The organism is Burkholderia sp. IO2 (assembly GCF_029522185.1).
In the GTDB taxonomy this organism is placed as follows: domain Bacteria; phylum Pseudomonadota; class Gammaproteobacteria; order Burkholderiales; family Burkholderiaceae; genus Burkholderia; species Burkholderia cenocepacia.
Map to the genome: position 1 here is coordinate 1 of NZ_JAKWFH010000065.1, position 20,770 is coordinate 20,770.

Below are 20,770 nucleotides of genomic sequence, written 5' to 3' on the forward strand. Positions count from 1 at the left end.
GCAGCCCAGTGCCTGAAGTGCCTTGCGATCGAGCAATTCTTCCTCCGACATCCTCAAAATCAGGTGTCAGATTATGCAATCGCTCGAAAACCCTCCACGGTTTCCTGCGATGAACCAAAAAAAAGCCCCCGAACGAGTCGGGGGCGCATGGGTGCCGGCGCGATCCCGCTACCGGACCCTGCGCCTGTGGATGACTACGATGAAGCAAGCCGTTTTCATGCTGAATGGCTCCTGGATGCGTGGCGGACCGCCAGCGATATCGGACGATGTTAGGCGGACGACGGCAGCCGCGTCAACGCCCTAACGCGCGCGCACCGACACGAACTTCCGCGCGTTGTTGCGCTGGATCAACACGGCGATCACGCCGCCTTTCGCTTCGAGCGTCTGCACGTCGTCCGGCGTCTCGAGCAGCGTGTCGTTGAGCTCCAGCACCACGTCGCCCGGCTGGATGCCGGCGCGCGCGGCCGGGCCATGCACCGCATCCACCATCATCCCGACCGCGAGCCCGGTCGAACGGCGCTCGTCGTCGCTCAACGCATGCATCGTCAGGCCGAGGCGGTCGCCGTGGTCGCCTGCATCGCCCGCCCCCGAACCCGGCCCCGGCCGCGCAGCGGCCTTCGGCGCGGCCATGCCGACCGTGGTGGCCGCGCTACCGCCCGCGTCGTCGGCGCCGGTGATCGTCAGCATCATCGGCGCACGGTTGCGGATCACGCGCAGCCGCGCCTTGCCGCCCGGTGGCAGCGCGCCGGCCAGATCGTTCAGTTCGGCCGAGTGGCCGATCGTCTTGTCGCCCACCTTCACGATCACGTCGCCGGGTTTCAGGCCGGCCGTGGCGGCCGGCGAGCCGGGCGCGACCCCGTTGACGAGTGCGCCCGCCGCACGCGGCAGTCCGAACGCCGCGGCCAGGCCGACGCCCACGTCCTGCACGTCGACGCCGAACGCATTGCCCGACGACGCCTCCGCCGCGGGCGGCGGAGCCTGCTGCGCCTGCACTTGCGCCTGCTGTTGCGCACGCAACTGGGCGCGCACCTTCGTCGCGAACGCGATCGGGATGGCGAACGTCGTGCTCGCGTAGCGGTCGGCGCCCGTATACACCTGCACCGCGATGCCGATCACGTCACCCGCGCGATTGAACACCGGGCCGCCCGAGTTGTCGGGGTTCGGTGCGATGTCGGTTTCGAAGAACGGAAACGCGCTGCCGTCCGGCAGCCGGCGCGACGTCGCGCTGACGATGCCGGCCGTGACCGTGTTGCCCGAGCCGTCCGGCGCGCCGATCGTCATCACCGGTTCGCCCGCGCGCACTTTCGACGAATCGCCGACGCGCACGAACGGCAGCTTCGTCGCGTCGACGCGCAGCACGGCCACGTCGCTTTGCGGATCGACGGCCAGTACCGTCGCCTTGAATTCGCGCCGGTCGGTGAGCCGCACCGTCACGTCGGTCGCCTCGTCGACCACATGAGCGGACGTGAGGATCAGGCCATCGGCGCTGACGATGAAACCCGAGCCGCTGCCGGACACCGCACGCGGCGCGGTATCGGGCGCCGGTGCCTGCGGCCCCTGCGCGGACGGCGGTGCGCCATGGCGGAAGAACGCGGCGAGCGGATCGTCGGGATCGAGCATGGCAAAGGCCGGGCCGCCGGTTTGCGGGTCGGGCGTGGCGGCCATGATGGTCACGACCGCCGGGCCGTAGCGCTCGACGATCGCCGGGAAGTCGACCGGCATCGCGTAAGGCGCGGCGGGCGGCCGCGCCTTCATCGCGGGCGGTGCGGCGGGTGGTGCGAGGGTGCCGGCGATGGCGGCGGGCGGCGGCAAGATTCCGGCAAGCACGCCCCCGATCAACGCGGTGCGAAGCACGGCGCGAGCAAGCGTCTGGCAGACCACGGTGCACCTCCCCCGGGCAGTCGCGACGCCACCCTGCGCGAGACGCGCAGGCGCCCGACGAGCACCGGTACACGCCTCCATTTATAGCCCACGCGCCGGTTGGAACATACGAATCGAAACCCGTATGCCGGGAGGTGCCCGGGCGGCGGAACCGCGAGGGCGGCCGTTTCGAACAAAGTGCGCGGTTCGTCAATCCGAATATCCACCACGCATTGGGGTGGACGTCGGTGCCGGGGTCTTCGTCACGGTCTGCGGCCGGGCATGCCATCTGTCGCACATCACGGACAGGCCGAGCGCAATCACGATCACGCAGCAGGAAGTTCGAGGTGGCGAAACCCTACCATCACGCGTGCCCCGCGCCCACCCGCTCCGCGATCGCCGACACCATCCGCAACATCGGCTCGAACGCATCGGCCGACGTATTGCCGAAACCGAGCACGAGCCCGTTGCCGGCGCGCGCCGCATCGATCGCGAAACCCGACAGCGGAAACGGCCCGATGCCATGCGCGCGCGCCGCTTCGACGATCGCGCGATCGCGATAACGCGCCGGCAACCGCAGCGCGAGATGCAGCCCGCACGGGCCGCCCTCGACCTGGTGCGGCACGCTCAGGCTGCTATCGAGCGCGGCGAGCAGCAACCGCCGCCGGTCGCGATACAGCCGGCGCATCCGTCCGAGATGCCGGCCGTACTCGCCCGTCTCGATGAAATCGGCCAGCGCGAGCTGCACGTGGCGCGTCCCGCCGCGCAGCATCTCCGGCAGCGCCGGCCGCACGGCGGCCAGCAACGCGTCGGGCAGCACGAGAAAACCGATCCGCAGCGCCGGAAACATCGTCTTGCTGAACGAGCCGAGATAGACGACCGGCGAATCCGGCGCGAGCCCGTGCATCGCGCCGATCGGCTCGCCGGTGTGACGGAATTCGCTGTCGTAGTCGTCCTCGATGATCCACGCGCGATGGCGGCGTGCCGCATCGATCAGCGCGAGCCGGCGCGAGATCGACAGCACGGCACCGGTCGGGAACTGGTTCGACGGCGTCGTGTAGACGAGTCGCGGCGGCCGCTCGCGCCAGTCGTCCGGTTCCGCACGCAGCCCTTCCGCGTCCACCGGCATCGGCACGACGTCGAGGTCGGCCGCCTGCATCGCGGTTCGCGCGCCGCGATAGCCGGGCTCCTCGACCCACACCGTATCGCCCGGATTGGTCAGCAACTGTGCGCACAGCGCGATCGCGCCTTGAGCGCCTTCGGTGATCACGATCTGTTCGGGATCGCAGCGCACGCCGCGCGTGACGGCCAGATGGCGCGCGATCGATTCGCGCAGGGCGGATTCGCCGAGCGGATCCCCATACGCGAGCAGCTCGCGGCCGGCACGGCGCAGCGCGCGGTCGATCGCGTGCCGCCACGCATCCACCGGGAAATGCGACAGCGCGGGCACGCCCGGCCGGAAGCCCTCCGATTCGCCGGTGCCGACGAGGCTCGGACGAATCCGGCCGAGCCGCTGCGCGACGGCCGGCGGCGCGGCCCGCCTGCGCGGCGGCGCCGGCCGCGACAGCCCGACGACCCGCGTGCCGCGACGATCCGACTGCAGGAAGCCTTCGGCGACGAGCTGCTCGTACACGGCGGCCGTCGTATTGCGCGACACGCCGAGCGTTTCGGCCAGCGCGCGCGTGCCGGGCAACCGCGTGCCGGCCGGCATCGCGCCGCCGAGGATCGCGTCGCGCAAGCGGCGCAGCAACTGGCGCTGCAGCGACGGTGCGCCGGGCGTACGTGCCAGCGGCGCATCGAGCGGCAGCAACGGCGCGGCGCCGGAAGGAAAGGCAGTCGTCATCGGAATATCGCGGCGTGAAAAGTCGAACCTGCGGTGATTGGCGAACGGCGGGCGATCACGGCTCGTGGCACCATAAATTTACCGTTCTCTGGCGCTTCTCATGGTACCTCGCCGGGACTACGATCGTCTGCATGCCGGCATGTCGCCGGCCGCCAACCGAAGCGAGATCGACCTTGCCCACGCTCACCAACGCTTTCCAGCAGCCCATCGGCCAACCCGTTCCCGACTGGTCCGCGCGTCCGCGCCCCGAGCGCATCGCGCTCGAAGGCCGTTACTGCCGGCTCGAACCGCTCGACGCCGAGCGCCATGCGGCCGACCTGTACGCGGCCTACGCCCAGGCGCCCGACGGCAGCGACTGGACCTATCTCGCGCACGGCCCGTATGCCGACGAGTCGAGCTACCGCGACTACGCGCGCGGCGCGCAGGCGAGCACCGATCCGCTGCACTACACGGTGATCGACCGCGCCACGGGTCGCGCGGTCGGCACGCTCGCGCTGATGCGCATCGATCCGGCCAACGGCGTGATCGAGGTCGGCTCCGTCACGTTCTCGCCGCTGCTCAAGCGCACGCCGGTTTCGACCGAAGCGCAGTTCCTGCTGATGAAGTACGCGTTCGACACGCTCGGCTACCGGCGCTACGAATGGAAGTGCGACGACCTGAACGCGCCGTCGCGCAAGGCGGCCGCCCGGCTCGGCTTCCGCTACGAAGGCACGTTCCGGCAGGCGATCGTCTATCGCGGCCGCAATCGCGACACCGCGTGGTTCTCGATCATCGACGGCGAATGGCCGGACGTCCGCGCCGCGTTCGAAGCATGGCTCGCACCGGAGAACTTCGATGCCGAAGGCAACCAGCGCCAGCCGCTCACCGCGATACGCCACGCGCAGGCCAGCGCACGCGACGCAGCCAGCCGCGCGAACGACGCCACGCGCGTCACGGTACGCCCGCTCGTCGCCGCCGACGAAGCCGCGTGGCGTCCGCTGTGGCAGGGTTACCAGAAGTTCTATGACACGGCGCTGAGCGACGCGGTGTTCGCGACGACCTGGGCGCGCCTGATGGATCCGGCCGAGCCGATGTTCGTGCTCGGCGCGTTCGACGCGTCCGGTGCGCTGGTCGGGATCGTGCATTCGATCTACCACCGCTCGTGCTGGACCGAAGGGCCGTACTGCTATCTGCAGGACCTGTACACGGCGCCCGACGCGCGCGGGCAAGGTGCCGGCCGCGCGCTGATCGAGGCCGTGTACGAACGGGCCCGCGAAGCCGGCGCGAGCCGCGTGTACTGGCTCACGCACGAGACCAACACGGCCGCGCGCGCGCTGTACGACAAGCTCGCGAACAACGCCGGTTTCATCCAGTACCGGCACGACCTGAAGAAGTAACGTCGCCGCTCCGACGGCCGATGTTCAGCCCGGAACATCGGCCGGATCGCGTGCGTCGCCGTCCCGCGGCGCGCCATCGCACGCCGCACCGTCCCTACCCGGCACCGACGCCGGGCAGATCATCTCGTCGCCGTTGGCCGGCACCGGTCGCCGCACCGGCCGGAACACCGGCTCGCCCGGCTCGATCGGCTGCCCGGAAAGCGCGCAGCGACCGGGCTGCAACGCGACGCGCAGCCGCCAGCGCTGCTCGCCGTAGTGACACCGGCCGCTCTCGACCCATCGCACCAGCAGTCCGTCGTCGCCCGCCTCCAGCACCGTGACGAACAGTTGCGGGCGCAACGGCGACGCCGCGGCCGTCCCCTGCTCCGGAATCGGCGCGCGGCCGATCGTCACGAGCGGGTGGGCGATCACGCCGCCGCGCGACGGCATCGCGTCGTCTTCGTCGAACGCGGACGCGTCGCACGACAGGTCTTCTTCGCGGATCGGGCTTTCCATGGTGTTGAGCATGCTTGACGAATTTCCGTGCAGGTTGAACGACGCCGGCGCGTTCAGCGCCGGCCCATCGGTTCGCGCAGCAGGGACAGGCCGATCGCCGCGCCGACGGCGGCGGCCGCGAGCATCAGCCCGATGCCGCCCGACCAGCCAAACGCACCGACGATCGCGCCGATCGTCAGCGGCCCGATCACCTGGCCGAGATAGTTGCCCTGCACGACCCAGCCGATGCTGAGCGGCGCCAGCGACGGCGACGGGGCGGAGCCCGGCGCGCACGCGAGAATGGTCGCGGGCAGCATCCCGGCCATCGCCGAAAACGCGAACACGAGCACGACCGCGAGCGGCGCGGGTGTCGCCGCGCCGAAGAGGCCCGCGCCCGCCGCGCCGATCGCGACCGACGTCGCCGCCATCACGATCCCCGGTCGCGCCCCGCGCGACAGCAGCCAGCCGGCCGTCAGGTTGCCGATCACGCACGCGGCGACGATCGCCGCGCTGATCAGCCCCGCCGCGCCGACCGCGACGCCGAGGCGCTGCATCAGGAACACCGGCAGGAACGTCATCACCGCGAAGAACTGCACGTTGTAGGTCGCGAAGCCCAGTGCGAGGAGCGTGGTCGAGCGCGACGCGAGCACGGCGCGCAGCGCGGGGCCGATGCGCGTCGTCGCCTGCCGCGACGGCGCGTCGGCCGACGTCGTGACCGGCACCGCGGCCGCCGCGACGAGCGTCAGCGCCGCGGCCGCGAGCCAGCCGTTGCGCCAGCCGCCGAGCAGCGGCCCGACCAGCATCGACAGCGCCATGCCGGCCGGCATGAAGGTGCTCCACAGGCCGAACGCGAAATTGCGCCGTTCGGGCGGCGTCACGCGGTTCAGCACGGCCGGCGCTGCGACCACCACGATCACGAACCCGAGGCCTTCCGCGAAGCGCGTGGCCAGCAACAGCGCGAAGCTGCCGGCCCAGGCGCCGGCCACGCTCGACAGGCCGAGGATGACGAGGCCCGTCACCAGCAGCCGCCGGTCGCCCCAGCGCCGCACCAGCAGGCCGGCGGCGATCCCGCCGAACACGCCGACGAACGGAAACACCGACATGATCCCGCTCAGCGACGCGAGCGAGCCGCCGAACTCGTGCTGGAGCGACGGCAAGCCGATCGTCGCCTTGCCGACGTGCAGCGCCGACACGATGCTCGCCAGCACGACGTTCGCGACGGCGGCCCGGTAGCTGCGCGCCGGCAGCGTGGCGGCATCGGCCGCGACAGGCGATTCGGTCATCTTCACCTCCGTTGAAGCGGCGGCGTGCAACGGGATGTCTCACGCGACCGCAATCGGACTGGCGCACATGATACAAATTGAAGTTAACTTCAAGTAAAGGGGCAGCGCGCGCAACGATCCGTTTCGGCGATGGTGACAATGGCCGGCGCGACACGCGACGGCATCCTGGTCTAAGCTGTCCGCTTCGTCCGACAACGCCGCGCCCCTCCTTATGTCGACCGCCTCCCCTGCACCGGCCACGCTGTTTCCGCTCGACGAAGCCTGGACGGATTTCCCCCGCCGCAAGGCGGCCGTGCGCACCTTCATCGCCGGGTACTGCGCCGCGCGCGGCCGGCGCGATGCGCCGCTGCACGACGGCCCGGACGGCCATGTCGTGCAGTTCGACGGCGCGATGGGCCGGCCTTTCGAGCATTTCATGATCGAGGGCGCGCCCGTGTCCGGCGCCGGCCCGTTTGCGGTTGGCGCGTGGATCACGCGCTACGGCGCGGCACCGCTGCCGCCCGCGCTGCACGGCCGGACGCGCCGGCTGACCGACGAGCATTTCATGGCCGCCGACATCGACGGGCTGTCCGGCGACGACGCGCTCGCGCTTTCGCTGGCCTGCGACACGCCTGGCGCGATCGACGCGTTCAACGCCAGCGGCGCCTTCGCGCCGTTCCAGCCGAATCCGGCCGCGTTCCTGTTCGCGCACCGGCTCGACGGACAGATCGCGGCCACCGCGCGCTACGGCTTCGCGTCGCCGCGCGATATCGTCGTCGACCGCGTCGGGACGGCGGACGCATACCGCCGCCGCGGCCTGGCGACGCAACTGCTCGCCGCGATCGTCGCGCACGCACGGCACCGGGGTGCGCGCCGCGTGTGGCTCATATCGACCGAGGTCGGCCAGCCGCTGTACCGCGCCGCCGGATTCACGCCGCTCGCCGCGGTCGCCGTGGACGAAGTCGTCGCCTGAACGCGGATCGAACGGCGCCGCCCGTCGCCGTTCGTCTCGCGATTCGTCTCATTGCGCTGAGACGAACGTCCCGGCGTCTCACGCGCTTCGCTGTGGCGCTATCGCAGCAAATTCGACGCTCCGTTCCTTCCAAATCGTTGCCGTTCGGCGGACAGCGACATGGTGCAGCGCACCCGACGCACATTTTCCGGCCGCCACGCATCGCCCGGCTTCACGCTGGCCCCGTTCCTGCATACCGGTCGAACGCGCAATCGCGCGACGGGCGCGCCGGCAACATCGCCGCACGCCCGACGACAACCTGACGGAGACAGCAACGTGAGTACACCGGCACCGATCACTCCCCCCAGCATGAAGGCCGCCGTCTGGCACGGCCGCCACGACATCCGCGTCGAAGAGGTTCCCGTTCCGGAACGCCCGCCGGCAGGCTGGGTCACGATTCGCGTGCACTGGTGCGGCATCTGCGGCTCCGACCTGCACGAATACGTCGCCGGGCCGGTGTTCATCCCGGTCGACGCGCCGCATCCGCTGACCGGCCTGAAAGGCCAGTGCATCCTGGGCCACGAGTTCAGCGGCGAGATCGCCGAGCTCGGCGCGGGCGTGTCGGGCTTCGCGGTCGGCGACCGCGTGACGGCCGACGCATGCCAGCATTGCGGCACCTGCTGGTATTGCCGGCACGGGCTGTACAACATCTGCGAGAACCTCGCGTTCACGGGGCTGATGAACAACGGCGCGTTCGCCGAATACGTGAACGTGCCGGCCGAACTGCTGTACAAGCTGCCCGACCATTTCCCGACCGAGGCCGGCGCGCTGATCGAACCGCTCGCGGTCGGGCTGCATGCGGTGAAGAAGGCCGGCAACATCGTCGGGCAGACCGTCGTCGTGGTCGGCGCGGGCACGATCGGCCTGTGCACGATCATGTGCGCGAAGGCCGCGGGCGCCGGACGCGTGATCGCACTGGAAATGTCGGCCGCGCGCAAGCAGAAGGCGCTGGAGGTCGGCGCGAGCGTGGTCGTCGATCCGAAGACGTCCGACGCGATCGCGGAAGTCCGGGCGCTGACGGGCGGCTACGGCGCGGATGTCTCGTTCGAGTGCATCGGGCACACGGCCACCGCGAAGCTCGCGATCGACGTGATCCGCAAGGCCGGCAAGTCGGTGATGGTCGGCATCTTCGAGGAACCGGCGCCGTTCAACTTCTTCGACATCGTGTCGACCGAGAAGGAAGTGATCGGCTCGCTCGCGTACAACGGCGAATTCGCGGACGTGATCCGCTTCATCGCGGACGGCCGCATCGACGTGCAGCCGCTCATCACCGGGCGCATCGCGCTCGGCGACATCGTCGCGCACGGCTTCGAGGAGCTGGTCAACCACAAGGACCGCAACGTGAAGATCATCGTCCAGCCGGCCGTTTCCTGAGTGCACACGCGCGGCCGCGGCATCGATTCCCGCCGCGCCGCGCCGGCCGCCGTACAGGCGTATAGCGGCCCCCCCTCGAGCGTCGCCCCCGTGCGCGGGCGGCGCGCCTGCGTGCGCATCCCTTCGCTCTGTCGTCACCGTCCAAGGCAGCCGCCATGTCGCGCTTCCTCCGGAAGCGGCGCGCCCAAACATTCGCAATCCCTAACATTCACCGCAACGCGCGATCCGCACCGGTGCGCGATCAGGGTTTCTCCGCATCAAGCACGATGCGTCCGGCGTCGACAGGATGGTGGCGCAACGCGATCCGGTGCCGCGTGCGATCCGGCTTCCCGGGCGCGATCGTTGCCGCCCCGTCACGACGGAACACCTGTCGAACCTCACGGCGCCACGGCGCCGACAGGCCGAGAATACGGGCCTCCCAGGGATAGTTCGCAAAACACGGTGTGCCATGAATCTCTCGTTCAATCGGGAACGCGCAAACGACGTTCGCTCGCTGACGATCCAGCAGAAAACCCATCTCGGCTTCGCGCTCGTCACCACGCTGCTGGCCTTGCTGTGCGGCACGATCATCGCGGGCAGTGTCCGCCAATACCGGCAGGAAAACGCCGACCTGCAAAGCTTCGAATTCGTCCACGGCGCGATGATCGCCGCCAACATGATCTCGGCCGAACGCGGCCCGACGAACGACCTGCTCGTGCGCGCGCAGCCCGACGCCGCGACGGAGCGGCGCAACCTGCGCGCCGCGCGCGAGCGTTCCGACCGCGCGCTCGCGCATTTTCGGGCCGGCATCGGGCACGCGGCGGCGCTCGACGACCGCGAGCGCGGCAACCTGCTGCACGCGGTCGATGCGATCCGGATCACGCTCGCCGATGCGCGCGCGGAAGTCGACGCACTCGACGCGCGGCCGCTCGCGTCCCGCACGGTGCGCGACATCCAGCATGCGCAGGCGCGCCTGTTCCGGGTCGTCGACACGGTGTCGCTGCTGATCGACGGCGCGATGACCGACACGGCCATGCGCGACCCGCGCACGTCGGGCGCGATCCTGCTCGCGCGGCTGCTGAGCGACCTGCGGGAGTACGCGGGACGCACGGGCTCGCTGCTCGTCGCGCCAATGTTCGCGCGGCAGGCGCTCGATCGCACGCAGTTCGCGGAGATCATGCTGATGCGCGGACGCATCGAACAATTGCGCGCACTGATCGACGGCGCGCTCGGCGCGCGGCTCGACGATGCGGACGTGGCCCGCGAGTACGCGCAGCTCAACGCGGCGTTCGACCGTCATCTGCTGCCGCTCGTCGACGCGATCGTCGCGAACGGCCGGACAGGCGCCTACGCGATGAGCGCCGGCGATTTTTCGCGAACGATCGTCCCGTATTTCGGGCCGTGCGAGCGGCTGCGCGACCGCGTGATCGACGCGGCGCGGCGCCGCGCCGTCTCGGACCGGAACACCGCGCGGATCAAGGTGGCGGTATCGGCATGCGCGACCGCGCTCAGCGTCGCGATCCTGCTGTCGCTCGCGCGCGGCACGCAGCGGCTGCTGTCGACGCCGCTCGATGCGCTCGGACGCCGGATCGTCGCACTCAGCGACGGCGATACGACGCCCGTCGCGATGCCGAGCGGCGTCGGGCCCGAGCTCGCCCGCATCGACCAGGCACTGGAGACCTTGCGCCATGCGCATGTGCGCCGCGACATGCTCGAACGCCAGCGCAACGACATGCTGACGCTGTTCTCGCACGACATGCGCGCGCCGCTGACGTCGCTGATCATCCTGATCGACGCGCAGGAACACCGCGCGAACGACGCACCGACAAAGCGGCAATTCGAGAGAATCGGCAGGCTCGCCCGCCATACGCTGGCGATGGCCGACGGTTTCGCGCAGTTGTCGCGCGCGGAAGCCAGCGAATACGAGCGCGTGCCGGTCAACCTCGCCGACCTGATGAACGAGGCGCGCGACGCCGTATGGCCGCTCGCGCATCGCAAACGCATCTCGATCGACGACGTGCCGCGCCGCGACGACACGATCGTGCACGGCGACCCTGCGTTGCTGTCGCGCGCGCTGATCAACCTGCTGGATAACGCAATCAAGTACAGCCCGTCGCTGACGAGCATCGAATGCCGGGTGGAACCGGGCGCCGACGGCCGGGCCGTGCACTGCACGATCCGGGACCGCGGCTGCGGGATCAGCCACACGGACCAGACGCGGCTGTTCGAACGCTACCGGCGCTTTCGCACGGCCGGGCAACCGGACACGGGCGGCGTGGGGCTCGGGATGGCGTTCGTCAAGGCCGTCGTCGAACGGCACGCGGGCGACATTCACGTGCAGAGCGCCGTGCTGCAGGGCACCACGATCACGATCGCGCTGCCGGCGGCGGCGAACCCATGACGTCGCAACCCCGCGCGATTCTTCGATATACTGAACCGAACCCTTTTCGGGGCAACCGGGGGGCAACCCGCCTTCCTCGCGTCCGCCCCGCCTGCGTGGAAGCGCGCACCGTGAAACCGCGAACCGGACTGATTCTCGAACTCTTCGTCAACCTCGTGCTGCCCTGGGTGGCCTATCGGGTCGCGCATCCGTATTTCGGCGAAACCGGCGCGCTGTACGCGTCGGCGGTTCCGCCGATCATCTGGTCGATCGTCGAATTCATCCGCTCGCGCCGCGTCGACGCGGTGGCGGCCATCGTGCTGCTCGGCATCACGCTGTCGATCGTCGGGATGGCGTTCGGCGGCAGTCCGCGCACGCTGCTGATGCGCGAATCGATCGGGTCGGGCACGATCGGCATCGTGTTCCTGCTGTCGTTGTTCCGCGAACGCCCGCTGATCTACTATCTGGCCCGCGCGACCGTGGCCCGCGAGATGGACGGCGGCGCCGCGCACTTCGAAGCCGTCTGGGACGCGCAGCCGGGCCTGCGGCAGATGCTGCGGCTGATGACGTTCGTGTGGGGCGCCATCATGACGGTCGAGATGCTGCTGCGCTGGTGGATGGTCGTCAACTGGCCGGTCGAACGCGTGCTGGTCGTGTCGCCGGTCATGGGCTACACGGTGTTTGCCTGCCTGCTGCTGTGGACGTTCTGGTACCGGCGGCGGATGCGCGTGCGCAACAGCGTCGACATCCCGGGCCGCGGCGGCGTCACCGAAACCGCCGGCCGCTGACACGCGGCGCGCCGGCTGCCCGGCAGCGTGTCACGGCACCTGCTGTATGATGCGCGGCGTCTCGTCCGCCCATCCGCTTCCCGTCATGTCCCTTTCGCTCCTTCCGTGTGCCACGATCTGGCTCGCCCTGTTCGCGGCCGCCGCATTCGCGTGGCATCGCCCACTGCACGGCCTGAGCATCGGCGTCGCCGCGCTCGGCTACGCGGGCGCGCTGGCATTCGGCCAGCTCGCGCCGATCACGCTGGCGCCATTCGCGCTGCTGATCGCGGCCGGCTGGGGCGTGCTGCCCGCGCGGCCGCTCGCGGTGCGCATCGCCGCGCATCTCGTCTTCGCCGCGCTCGCGATCGCGCTGAGCCTGCACCTGATTCCCGGCTTCCACAATCCGCGCGTGATCGCGCCGACCCGTTTCACGCCGGACGCCGTGCCGTTCACGATGTACCTGAATTTCGACAAGCCGCTCGTCGGCCTGTGGCTGTTGTGGGCGCTGCCGTGGGTCGCGCCCGACGTCGCGCTGTCGCGCGCGCTGCGCACCGGCGCGGTGGCGGCCGCCGCAACGGCCGCCGCGTGCCTGGCCGGCGCGCTCGCGTTCGGGATGGTCGGCTGGGCCCCCAAATGGCCGCCGTCCGGCTGGCTGTGGCTCGCGAACAACCTGCTGCTGGTGACGCTCGCCGAGGAAGCGCTGTTCCGCGGCTACGTCCAAGGCGGGCTGACCCGCGTGTTGCACGCTTATTCCTCGGGCCCGTGGGTCGCGCTCGCGGCCGGCGCGGTACTGTTCGGCGCCGCGCACGCCGCGGGCGGCTGGCAATGGATCGCGCTCGGCACGGTGGCCGGCGTCGGCTACGGGCTCGCGTGGCGGCGCGGCGGCCTGCTCGCCGCCGCGCTCGCGCATGCGGGGCTGAACGTCGTCCACTTCGGCCTGTTCACCTACCCGATGCTCGCCGCCGCGCGCTGAACGCGGTGCGCGGCGGCGCCCGCGTTGCCGCTCAGTTGAACCCGGCCACCGCGTGCGGCACGTACGGGCGTTCGAGCGTCGCGATTTCGTCGTCGGTCAGCTTCAGCGCGAGCGCCCCGAGCGCATCGTCCAGTTGCTGCGGCTTCGAAATGCCGACGATCGGCGCGGTCACGCCGCGCTTTTGCGCGACCCACGCCAGCGCGACCTGCGCCCGCGGCACGTTGCGCGCGGCGGCGATCGCCGCGACGGCCTCGACGACCGCCTTGTCGGCATCGATCGTCGCGTTGTACAGCTGCTGCCCGACCTCGTCCTTCTGCTGCCGTTCCGACGATTCGTCCCAGTTGCGCGTCAGGCGCCCGCGCGCGAGCGGGCTCCACGGAATCACCGCGATGCCTTCGTCCTCGCACAGCGGCAGCATTTCGCGCTCTTCCTCGCGATACAGCAGGTTCAGGTGGTTCTGCATGCTGACGAAGCGGGTCCAGCCGTGCTGCTTCGACGTGTGCAGCGCCTTCGCGAACTGCCATGCGAACATCGACGAGGCGCCGATATAGCGCGCCTTGCCGGCCTTCACGACGTCGTGCAACGCCTCGAGCGTCTCCTCGATCGGCGTGCCGTAGTCCCATCGGTGAATCTGGTAGAGATCGACGTAGTCGGTGCCGAGCCGCTTCAGGCTCTGGTCGATGTCGGTCATGATCGCCTTGCGCGACAACCCGGCGCCGTTCGGCCCCGGCCGCATCCGGTAGAACACCTTGGTCGCGATCACGACGTCGTCGCGCTTCGCGAAATCGCGCAGCGCGCGGCCGACGATCTCCTCCGACGTGCCGTCCGAATACATGTTCGCGGTGTCGAAGAAGTTGATGCCGGCCTCGATCGCCCGCTGGATGATCGGCCGGCTTTCCGCTTCCGGCAGCGTCCACGGGTGCGTGCCGCGCAACGGCTCGCCGAACGTCATGCAGCCCAGCACCAGCTTCGACACGTCCAGCCCGGTCGACCCGAATTTCACGTATTCCATCGCACGCCTCGCCACTCAAGTTGGGGTTGCGGCCGGATGCGCGCCGCGCATCCGCCAGACGTCGCATGGTATCCCGCATGCGGCGAACGCGTATGACCGCGCGCCGCGTGCAGGCTGCGTGAAAGGTCGAACCTTGACGGCCGGACCGGGCGGCCCGGTTACTTGACCTGGTCGGCGATCGGCTGCAGGAACGCGGAGAAGCCGGTCAGCATGATCTGCACGCCGATGCACAGCAGCAGGAACGCCGACACGCGCTTCGCGACCTTGGTCCCTTCGCTGCCGAGATAGCGTGCGAGCAGCGCGGAGCGGCTGTAGACCTGCCAGATCACGAGCGCGACGAGCACGGACACCGCGATCGACACGATGCTCGACAGCATGAATTCCGACAGCTTGTGCGTGCGGTTCGCGTTCAGTGCGATCGCGGTCGCGATCGAGCCGGGACCGACCGTCAGCGGCACCGTCAACGGGAAGAACGCGCGCGTCATGATCGCGTTCGCGTCGATCGGCTTGACCGGCGTGTCGCCGCCGCCCGGCCCGTCGGGCTCGTTCAGCATCTGCCAGCCGGCCACCGCGACCGCGAAGCCGCCGCCGATCCGCAGCGCTTCCATCGAGATCCCGAAGAAATGCAGCACCGGCGTGCCGGCGAAGAACGCGACCATCAGGACGACGAACGCGTTGAACGCGACCTTCCTCGCGAGCAGATCCCGTTCGTACGCGGTGAGCGCCTCGGTCCGTTCGAGAAACAGGAACGCGATGCCGATCGGATTGATGATGCCGATCAGGCCGGTAAAGCCGAACAGGATCTCGGAGACAAGGCGGTTGACGATCATCGTGCGAAGCATCGGTCGGGGCTGGGCCGGCAGCGCGCCGGGGGTCACGCATTGTAGTGCAAGCGCTCGCGCCCGAGACGCAAAATACGGCCGGCCCGGTTGCGCCGACGGTCGCGGTCGAGTTTCGTCGTGCAGCCTTATTCGGCGCCCGCCTCCCACGCCGGCGGCCGCTTCGCGAAGAAGGCCGCGAAGCCTTCCTTCGCTTCCGGCGTCGCCCGCACCCGCGAGATCGTCTGCGCGGTGAACGCCGCGCGTTCGTCCGACGGCGGGTATTCGCCGATCGCATCGAAAAAGCGCTTGATCTCCATCAGCGCGTGCGGGCCGTTGCGGCCCAGTTCCGCGAGCGTCCGTTCGAGCGTGTCGTCGAGCGCATCGAGCGGCACGGCCTGATGGATCAGCCCGATCGCGACGGCTTCGGCGGCCGCGAGCTGCGTCGCGGTCAGCGCGAGCCGGCGCGCCTGGCGCTGGCCGACCGCCTCGACCAGATACGGACCGATCACGGCCGGCAGGATCCCGAAACGCGCCTCGCTGACCGAGAAGCGCGCGTGATCGCTGGCAATCACGATGTCGCAGGCCGCGCACAACCCGACCCCGCCGCCGAACGCGTGGCCCTGCACGCGTGCGACCGTCGGTTTCGGGCACTGCCGGATCGCGCGCATCATCGCGGCGAACCGCTCGGCGTCGCGCAGGTTCGCGGCCGCGTCGTTCGCGCTCGCACGCTGCATCCACTGCAGGTCGGCGCCCGCGCAAAATGCGCGACCGTCCGAACGCAGCACGATCGCGCGCACGTCTTCGCGCCGGCCGAGCGTCGTGAACGCGTCGGTCAGCTCCGCGATCATCGTCTCGTCGAACGCGTTCAGCACGTCGCCGCGCTGCAGCGCGACGGTCGCGATGCCGCGCGCATCGACCGTGACGGCCAGGGTCTTCAATTCATCCATCGAACAGGTTTCCTCGGGTAGAACGGCACACCTCGACATCAGGCGGCCTGACGGCGATCGATCACGCGGCGCGCCTTGCCGGTCGCGGTCGCCGGAATGCCGCCGGCTGCCAGCACCGTCACGCCGGACGACACGCCGACCATCGTCTTGATCCGGTGCTGCAACTCGCGCGCGAGCGCCGCGCGCTCGCCGTCGGTGACGGACGCCGCCGCCTCGGAGCGCAACTCGACCGCGAGGTCGAGCCGGTCCATGTGACCGTCGCGCGACAGCGTGATCTGGAACTGGCCCGACAACATCGGCAGCGCGACGACGATCTCCTCGATCTGGCTCGGAAACACGTTCACGCCGCGCACGATCAGCATGTCGTCGGAGCGGCCCGTGATCTTCGCGAGCCGGCGCATCGCGCGCGCGGTCGGCGGCAGCAGCGCGGTGAGGTCGCGCGTGCGGTAGCGGATCACCGGCATCGCCTCCTTCGTCAGCGACGTGAACACGAGCTCGCCCTGGCTGCCGTCGGGCAGCACTTCGCCGGTGACGGGATCGATGATCTCCGGGTAGAAATGGTCTTCCCAGATCACCGGGCCGTCCTTCGTCTCGACGCATTCGCACGCGACGCCCGGGCCCATCACTTCCGACAGCCCGTAGATGTCGAGCGCGTCGATGCCCACGCGCGTCTCCACTTCATTGCGCAGCGCCTGCGTCCACGGTTCGGCGCCGAAGATGCCGATCTTCAGCGACGATTCGGCCGGGTCCATCCCCTGCCGCACCATCTCGTCGACCAGGTTCAGCATGTACGACGGCGTGACGAGGATGATCTTCGGCTCGAAGTCGCGAATCAGTTGCACCTGCTTCTCGGTCTGCCCGCCGGACATCGGCACGACCATGCAGCCGAGCCGCTCCGCGCCGTAGTGAATCCCGAGGCCGCCGGTGAAGAGACCATAGCCGAACGCGTTGTGCAGCGTATCGCCCGGGCGGCCGCCGGCCGCGCGGATCGAGCGCGCGGTCACGTTCGCCCACGTGTCGATGTCGCGCGCGGTGTAGCCGACCACGGTCGGCTTGCCGGTCGTGCCGCTCGACGCGTGCACGCGCACGACCTGCTCGCGCGGCACCGCGAAGAGGCCGAACGGATAGTTGTCGCGCAGGTCGTTCTTGGTCGAGAACGGGAATTTCGCGAGATCGGCGAGCGATTTCAGGTCGTCCGGATGCACGCCGGCCGCGTCGAACGTGCGGCGATAGTGCGGGACGTTGTCGTACGCGTGGCGCAGCGACCACTTGAGGCGTTCGAGCTGCAGCGCCTGCAGTTCGTCGCGGCTGGCGGTCTCGATCGGCTCGAGGGCGGCGGCGGGATGCGTCGGGTGAGTCATCGGGGTGCTCCTCCAATGGCGTGATGTCGTTATCGTGTTCGAAGTAACCGGGGCGGGCGGCTACGACCGGAACGTGCGGCCGGCCGCATGCAGCGCGGCGAGGCGCGGCGACACGCGATAGCGGTCCTCGCCATAGCTCGCTGCCAGGTTCGACAGCACGCGGTGCACGCGGCCGAGGCCGATCGCGTCGGCCCACGCGAGCGGGCCGCACGGATAGTTCACGCCCTTCTCCATCGCGAGATCGAGGTCGGCCGGCGAGCACACGCCCTGGTTCACCGTGTCGGCCGCCTCGTTCGCGAGCATCGCGACGGTGCGCATCGCGACCATCCCCGGCACGTCCGCGACGCCGACGACACGAAAGCCCGCCTGCTGGAACAGGCCGACCGCATCCGCATAGGCCGCGTCGCCGCACTGGAGCGCGCGGGTCAGCGCGACGAGCCCCGCCTGCGCGTAATCGCGCGCGAGATCGACGAGCACGAGATCCGCCACGCCCGTTTGTGCGGCGCGCGCGGTGGCCGTCCGGCCATCGGTCAGCGCGATCGACGCGCGGCCGGCCGTGGCCAGCAGATCGTCCGGCTGCGCACCGGCCTGACGGGCGCCTGCGATACGGTCGACGAAGCGCGCATGCAGCGCGGCGGCCGGGCCCTCCTGCGCAAACAGCACGACGTCCGCCGGCGCGGCGCGCGGCGGTTCGAGATCGGGGGCAGGCGGCGTCGCGCCGTCCGCATACGAATAGAAGCCGCGTCCGGACTTGCGTCCGAGGAAGCCCGCGTTGACGAGTTCCTGCTGAATCAGCGACGGCGTGTAGCGCGGATCGTTGAAGTACGCGCGGAACACCGACTCGGTCACCGCGAAGTTCACGTCGTGGCCGATCAGGTCCATCAACTCGAACGGCCCCATCCGGAACCCGCCGGCTTCGCGCATCACCGCATCGATCGACGCCGGTGCGCCGCCCTGCTCGTTCAGCACGCGCAACGCCTCCGCGTAATACGGCCGCGCGACGCGGTTCACGATGAAGCCCGGCGTCGATTTCGCCATCACCGGTTGCTTGGCCCACGCAGCGGCGGTCGCATACAGCATCTGCGCAACCTCGGGCGCGGTCGCGAGCCCGCTGACCACCTCGACGAGCGCCATCAGCGGCGCGGGATTGAAGAAATGCAGGCCGGCGACGCGCTGCGGCACGCGCAGCCCGGCCGCGATCGACGTGATCGAGATCGACGACGTGTTGGTCGCGAGCACGCACGCGTCGTCGACATGACGTTCGAGCGTCGCGAAAATCTCGCGCTTCACGTCGAGCCGTTCCGCCGCCGCCTCGACGATCAGCGCCGCACCCGCGAAATCGGCCAGCGCGCGCACCGCGCGGACCCGGTTGCCGGCCGCGTCGGCCTGCGCCGGTTCGAGCCGGCCCTTCTCGGCCAGCCGGGCGAACTGGGCACGGATGCCGGCCAGCGCCTTGTCGCAGGCCGCTTCGTTCAGGTCGTAGAGCAGCACCGCATGGCCGGCCGCCGCCGCGACCTGCGCAATGCCCGCGCCCATCGCGCCGGCGCCGATCACGCCGACGACGGCCGACGGCACGAGTGCGCCCGAGTTCACCGAATGTGCAGAGGAAACAGCCATCGCTTGCGATCCGTCATGAAGTGGAAGTGCGAGCGATTATAAACCGACCGGTCGGTAGATTTATGTCAGGGCGAGCCCGAATTTGTCGGGCAAGACATCGTTACGGAAACTGCAACGACAAAAAAATCGAAACATCGGGCAACTTTTTATCAACCGAAAGGTCAACGTAAGCGTTCGAATATGAGATAGTGACCCCCGAACGCCTGATAAAATTCGACAAATTGCCGGATTTCAGGGGGAAAGCGTGTCGCGCCGTCACCGCCGTCCATCGCCGCCCGCCCTGTCGGGGTCGAATCGAGCCGCCGGCCACGCGTCGTCACGTGCGCTCTTCTCGCCATCCGCGGGCAACCGCATCGAACCGTTTCATCCCGCGACGGGCCTCGGCCCGCCCGCGCCCCTCGCCGCCTCACGGCAGCGAACCCCGGGCAGCGCCGTTGCGCGCCGCCACCTTTTCGGTTTCATCGTCCTCGTTCGGCGGATAGTACGGCCGGGCTTCGTCAACCCGTGACGGCGCGTCGCGCGCCGCCACTCGCATAAGGAAACCCTCCATGCCGCTGTCGTCCAACCAGCTCCCGCGCTGGACCCTCTGGGCCCCGCTTGCCGCCTGGCTGGTACTCGCGCTGTCGCGCGCGGTGCCGGCCGAAGGCCTCGTCATCGCGGTGTTCGCCGCCGCGCTCGCCGGCGCCGTGTTCGCCGCCGTCCACCACGCGGAAGTCGTCGCGCACCGCGTCGGCGAACCGTTCGGCACGCTCGTGCTCGCGGTCGCCGTGACCGTCATCGAGGTCGCGCTGATCGTGTCGGTGATGCTCGGCGCGGGCCCGGAGAAATCGGGCCTCGCCCGCGACACCGTGTTCGCCGCCGTGATGATCATCTGTAACGGCATTGTCGGCATCTGCCTGCTGGTCGGCGCATGGAAGCACGGCGAACAGGACTTCCAGGGGCGCGGCGCGAGCAAGGCGCTCGCGGTGCTCGCGTCGCTGTCGGTGCTGTCGCTCGTGATGCCGAACTACCTGAGCGCCGCCCCGGGCCCGTTCTTCTCGAAATCGCAGCTCGCGTTCGCCGGCGTCGCGTCGCTCGTGCTGTACGGCGCGTTCGTGTTCGTGCAGACCGTGCGCCACCGCGACTACTTCCTCGCCGCGCACGACACCGCGGACGAAGCGGTGCACGCGGCGGCGCCGAGCAACCGCACCGCGATCACCAGCATGGTGCTGCTGTTCGCGAGCCTCGTCGCGGTCGTGCTGCTCGCGAAGCTGCTGTCGCCGGCCGTCGAGCATGCGGTGCTGAAGCTCGGCGCGCCCGAAGCCGCGGTCGGTATCGTGATCGCCGCGCTCGTGCTGCTGCCGGAAGGGCTCGCGGCCGTCACCGCCGCGCGGGCGAACCGCCTGCAGACCAGCATGAACCTCGCGCTCGGTTCGGCGCTCGCGAGCATCGGGCTCACGATCCCGACCGTCGCGGCCGTGTTCATCTGGGTCGGCCAGCCGCTCACGCTCGGGATCGGCGCGATGGAAACGGTCCTGCTCGCGCTCACGCTGCTGGTCAGTACGCTCACGCTGAGCCAGGGGCGCACGACGGTGCTGCACGGCGTCGTGCACGTCGCGCTGTTCGCCGCGTACCTGTTCCTGTCGATCACCCACTGACGCTCCAATGCAAGCGGCCCGGCGGATTCGCTCCGGCGGGCCGCTTGCACTTCTTCAAGTCCCTTCCCTGTCCTT

At 69.8% G+C, this 20,770-nt stretch carries 17 protein-coding genes; 7 read left to right on the top strand and 10 right to left on the bottom strand.

The window, feature by feature from the left end:
- Positions 1–300: 300 nt before the first annotated feature.
- Complete coding sequence (locus MMB92_RS30110; RefSeq protein WP_171984204.1) at positions 301–1,881, bottom strand: trypsin-like peptidase domain-containing protein; 1,581 nt, start codon at positions 1,879–1,881, stop codon at positions 301–303.
- Between the two features lie 343 nt (positions 1,882–2,224).
- Positions 2,225–3,703, bottom strand: a complete 1,479-nt coding sequence (locus tag MMB92_RS30115) for a PLP-dependent aminotransferase family protein (RefSeq protein WP_006494711.1) — start codon at positions 3,701–3,703, stop codon at positions 2,225–2,227.
- A 173-nt stretch (positions 3,704–3,876) separates the two neighbouring features.
- Between MMB92_RS30115 and MMB92_RS30120 the strand changes: the two genes are divergently transcribed.
- A complete protein-coding gene (locus MMB92_RS30120) occupies positions 3,877–5,079 on the top strand; it encodes a GNAT family N-acetyltransferase (RefSeq protein WP_006487338.1) in 1,203 nt (400 codons plus the stop codon).
- A gap of 24 nt (positions 5,080–5,103) precedes the next feature.
- Here the strand turns inward: MMB92_RS30120 and MMB92_RS30125 are convergent, their stop codons facing one another.
- Together MMB92_RS30125 and MMB92_RS30130 are read right to left on the bottom strand one after the other, a co-directional pair.
- On the bottom strand, positions 5,104–5,586 hold the full coding sequence (locus MMB92_RS30125; RefSeq protein WP_062910451.1) for a DUF3331 domain-containing protein: 483 nt from the start codon (positions 5,584–5,586) through the stop codon (positions 5,104–5,106).
- A 41-nt stretch (positions 5,587–5,627) separates the two neighbouring features.
- Positions 5,628–6,836 carry an MFS transporter gene (locus tag MMB92_RS30130; protein ID WP_277563139.1) on the bottom strand — a complete coding sequence of 403 codons (1,209 nt, stop codon included), beginning with the start codon at positions 6,834–6,836 and terminating at the stop codon, positions 5,628–5,630.
- A gap of 211 nt (positions 6,837–7,047) precedes the next feature.
- Between MMB92_RS30130 and MMB92_RS30135 the strand changes: the two genes are divergently transcribed.
- The 5 genes from MMB92_RS30135 (at position 7,048) to MMB92_RS30155 (ending at position 13,300) form a co-directional block, all read left to right on the top strand.
- The gene (locus MMB92_RS30135) at positions 7,048–7,788 is read left to right on the top strand and encodes a GNAT family N-acetyltransferase (RefSeq protein ID WP_034202247.1); all 741 of its coding nucleotides are present in this window, start codon (positions 7,048–7,050) and stop codon (positions 7,786–7,788) included.
- A 348-nt stretch (positions 7,789–8,136) separates the two neighbouring features.
- Positions 8,137–9,201, top strand: coding sequence for a 2,3-butanediol dehydrogenase (locus MMB92_RS30140; protein ID WP_006494705.1), 1,065 nt, complete (start codon positions 8,137–8,139; stop codon positions 9,199–9,201).
- Between the two features lie 448 nt (positions 9,202–9,649).
- The gene (locus tag MMB92_RS30145; protein WP_062910450.1) at positions 9,650–11,581 is read left to right on the top strand and encodes a HAMP domain-containing sensor histidine kinase; all 1,932 of its coding nucleotides are present in this window, start codon (positions 9,650–9,652) and stop codon (positions 11,579–11,581) included.
- Positions 11,582–11,691: 110 nt separating this feature from the next.
- Complete coding sequence (locus MMB92_RS30150; protein WP_048988266.1) at positions 11,692–12,348, top strand: VC0807 family protein; 657 nt, start codon at positions 11,692–11,694, stop codon at positions 12,346–12,348.
- 85 nt (positions 12,349–12,433) lie between these two features.
- Positions 12,434–13,300, top strand: a complete 867-nt coding sequence (locus MMB92_RS30155; RefSeq protein ID WP_277563140.1) for a CPBP family intramembrane glutamic endopeptidase — start codon at positions 12,434–12,436, stop codon at positions 13,298–13,300.
- Between the two features lie 31 nt (positions 13,301–13,331).
- Here the strand turns inward: MMB92_RS30155 and MMB92_RS30160 are convergent, their stop codons facing one another.
- The 6 genes from MMB92_RS30160 to MMB92_RS30185 all read right to left on the bottom strand — a co-directional run bounded on the left by MMB92_RS30160 (position 13,332) and on the right by MMB92_RS30185 (position 19,608).
- Positions 13,332–14,312: an aldo/keto reductase gene (locus MMB92_RS30160; protein ID WP_006483965.1), complete on the bottom strand. Its 981-nt coding sequence runs from the start codon at positions 14,310–14,312 to the stop codon at positions 13,332–13,334.
- 158 nt (positions 14,313–14,470) lie between these two features.
- Positions 14,471–15,142 (bottom strand): MarC family protein, encoded by a 672-nt coding sequence (locus tag MMB92_RS30165; RefSeq protein WP_006483966.1) that lies wholly within the window; start codon positions 15,140–15,142, stop codon positions 14,471–14,473.
- 137 nt (positions 15,143–15,279) lie between these two features.
- Complete coding sequence (locus MMB92_RS30170; protein ID WP_277563141.1) at positions 15,280–16,080, bottom strand: enoyl-CoA hydratase-related protein; 801 nt, start codon at positions 16,078–16,080, stop codon at positions 15,280–15,282.
- A 38-nt stretch (positions 16,081–16,118) separates the two neighbouring features.
- Positions 16,119–17,441: a phenylacetate--CoA ligase PaaK gene (paaK, locus tag MMB92_RS30175; RefSeq protein ID WP_277563142.1), complete on the bottom strand. Its 1,323-nt coding sequence runs from the start codon at positions 17,439–17,441 to the stop codon at positions 16,119–16,121.
- Positions 17,442–17,501: 60 nt separating this feature from the next.
- Positions 17,502–19,058 carry a 3-hydroxyacyl-CoA dehydrogenase gene (locus MMB92_RS30180; protein ID WP_062910448.1) on the bottom strand — a complete coding sequence of 519 codons (1,557 nt, stop codon included), beginning with the start codon at positions 19,056–19,058 and terminating at the stop codon, positions 17,502–17,504.
- Positions 19,059–19,464: 406 nt separating this feature from the next.
- Positions 19,465–19,608, bottom strand: coding sequence for a hypothetical protein (locus MMB92_RS30185; RefSeq protein WP_195904441.1), 144 nt, complete (start codon positions 19,606–19,608; stop codon positions 19,465–19,467).
- On the opposite strand from MMB92_RS30185, the gene MMB92_RS30190 reads away from it, so the two are divergent.
- A complete protein-coding gene (locus MMB92_RS30190) occupies positions 19,607–20,695 on the top strand; it encodes an ionic transporter y4hA (RefSeq protein ID WP_006483972.1) in 1,089 nt (362 codons plus the stop codon). The two genes, MMB92_RS30185 and MMB92_RS30190, sit on opposite strands and share 2 nt — an antisense overlap.
- Positions 20,696–20,770 lie beyond the last annotated feature (75 nt).

What these genes read in the sequence shown, in the direction of transcription:
- MMB92_RS30145 (WP_062910450.1), top strand. Translation starts at nt 9,650, where the DNA reads ATGAATCTCTCGTTCAATCGGGAACGCGCAAACGACGTTCGCTCGCTG.
- MMB92_RS30130 (WP_277563139.1), bottom strand. Translation starts at nt 6,836, where the DNA reads ATGACCGAATCGCCTGTCGCGGCCGATGCCGCCACGCTGCCGGCGCGC.
- MMB92_RS30190 (WP_006483972.1), top strand. Translation starts at nt 19,607, where the DNA reads ATGCCGCTGTCGTCCAACCAGCTCCCGCGCTGGACCCTCTGGGCCCCG.
- MMB92_RS30140 (WP_006494705.1), top strand. Translation starts at nt 8,137, where the DNA reads ATGAAGGCCGCCGTCTGGCACGGCCGCCACGACATCCGCGTCGAAGAG.
- MMB92_RS30160 (WP_006483965.1), bottom strand. Translation starts at nt 14,312, where the DNA reads ATGGAATACGTGAAATTCGGGTCGACCGGGCTGGACGTGTCGAAGCTG.
- MMB92_RS30165 (WP_006483966.1), bottom strand. Translation starts at nt 15,142, where the DNA reads ATGATCGTCAACCGCCTTGTCTCCGAGATCCTGTTCGGCTTTACCGGC.
- MMB92_RS30155 (WP_277563140.1), top strand. Translation starts at nt 12,434, where the DNA reads ATGTCCCTTTCGCTCCTTCCGTGTGCCACGATCTGGCTCGCCCTGTTC.
- MMB92_RS30115 (WP_006494711.1), bottom strand. Translation starts at nt 3,703, where the DNA reads ATGACGACTGCCTTTCCTTCCGGCGCCGCGCCGTTGCTGCCGCTCGAT.
- MMB92_RS30180 (WP_062910448.1), bottom strand. Translation starts at nt 19,058, where the DNA reads ATGGCTGTTTCCTCTGCACATTCGGTGAACTCGGGCGCACTCGTGCCG.
- MMB92_RS30185 (WP_195904441.1), bottom strand. Translation starts at nt 19,608, where the DNA reads ATGGAGGGTTTCCTTATGCGAGTGGCGGCGCGCGACGCGCCGTCACGG.
- paaK (WP_277563142.1), bottom strand. Translation starts at nt 17,441, where the DNA reads ATGACTCACCCGACGCATCCCGCCGCCGCCCTCGAGCCGATCGAGACC.
- MMB92_RS30170 (WP_277563141.1), bottom strand. Translation starts at nt 16,080, where the DNA reads ATGGATGAATTGAAGACCCTGGCCGTCACGGTCGATGCGCGCGGCATC.
- MMB92_RS30135 (WP_034202247.1), top strand. Translation starts at nt 7,048, where the DNA reads ATGTCGACCGCCTCCCCTGCACCGGCCACGCTGTTTCCGCTCGACGAA.
- MMB92_RS30125 (WP_062910451.1), bottom strand. Translation starts at nt 5,586, where the DNA reads ATGCTCAACACCATGGAAAGCCCGATCCGCGAAGAAGACCTGTCGTGC.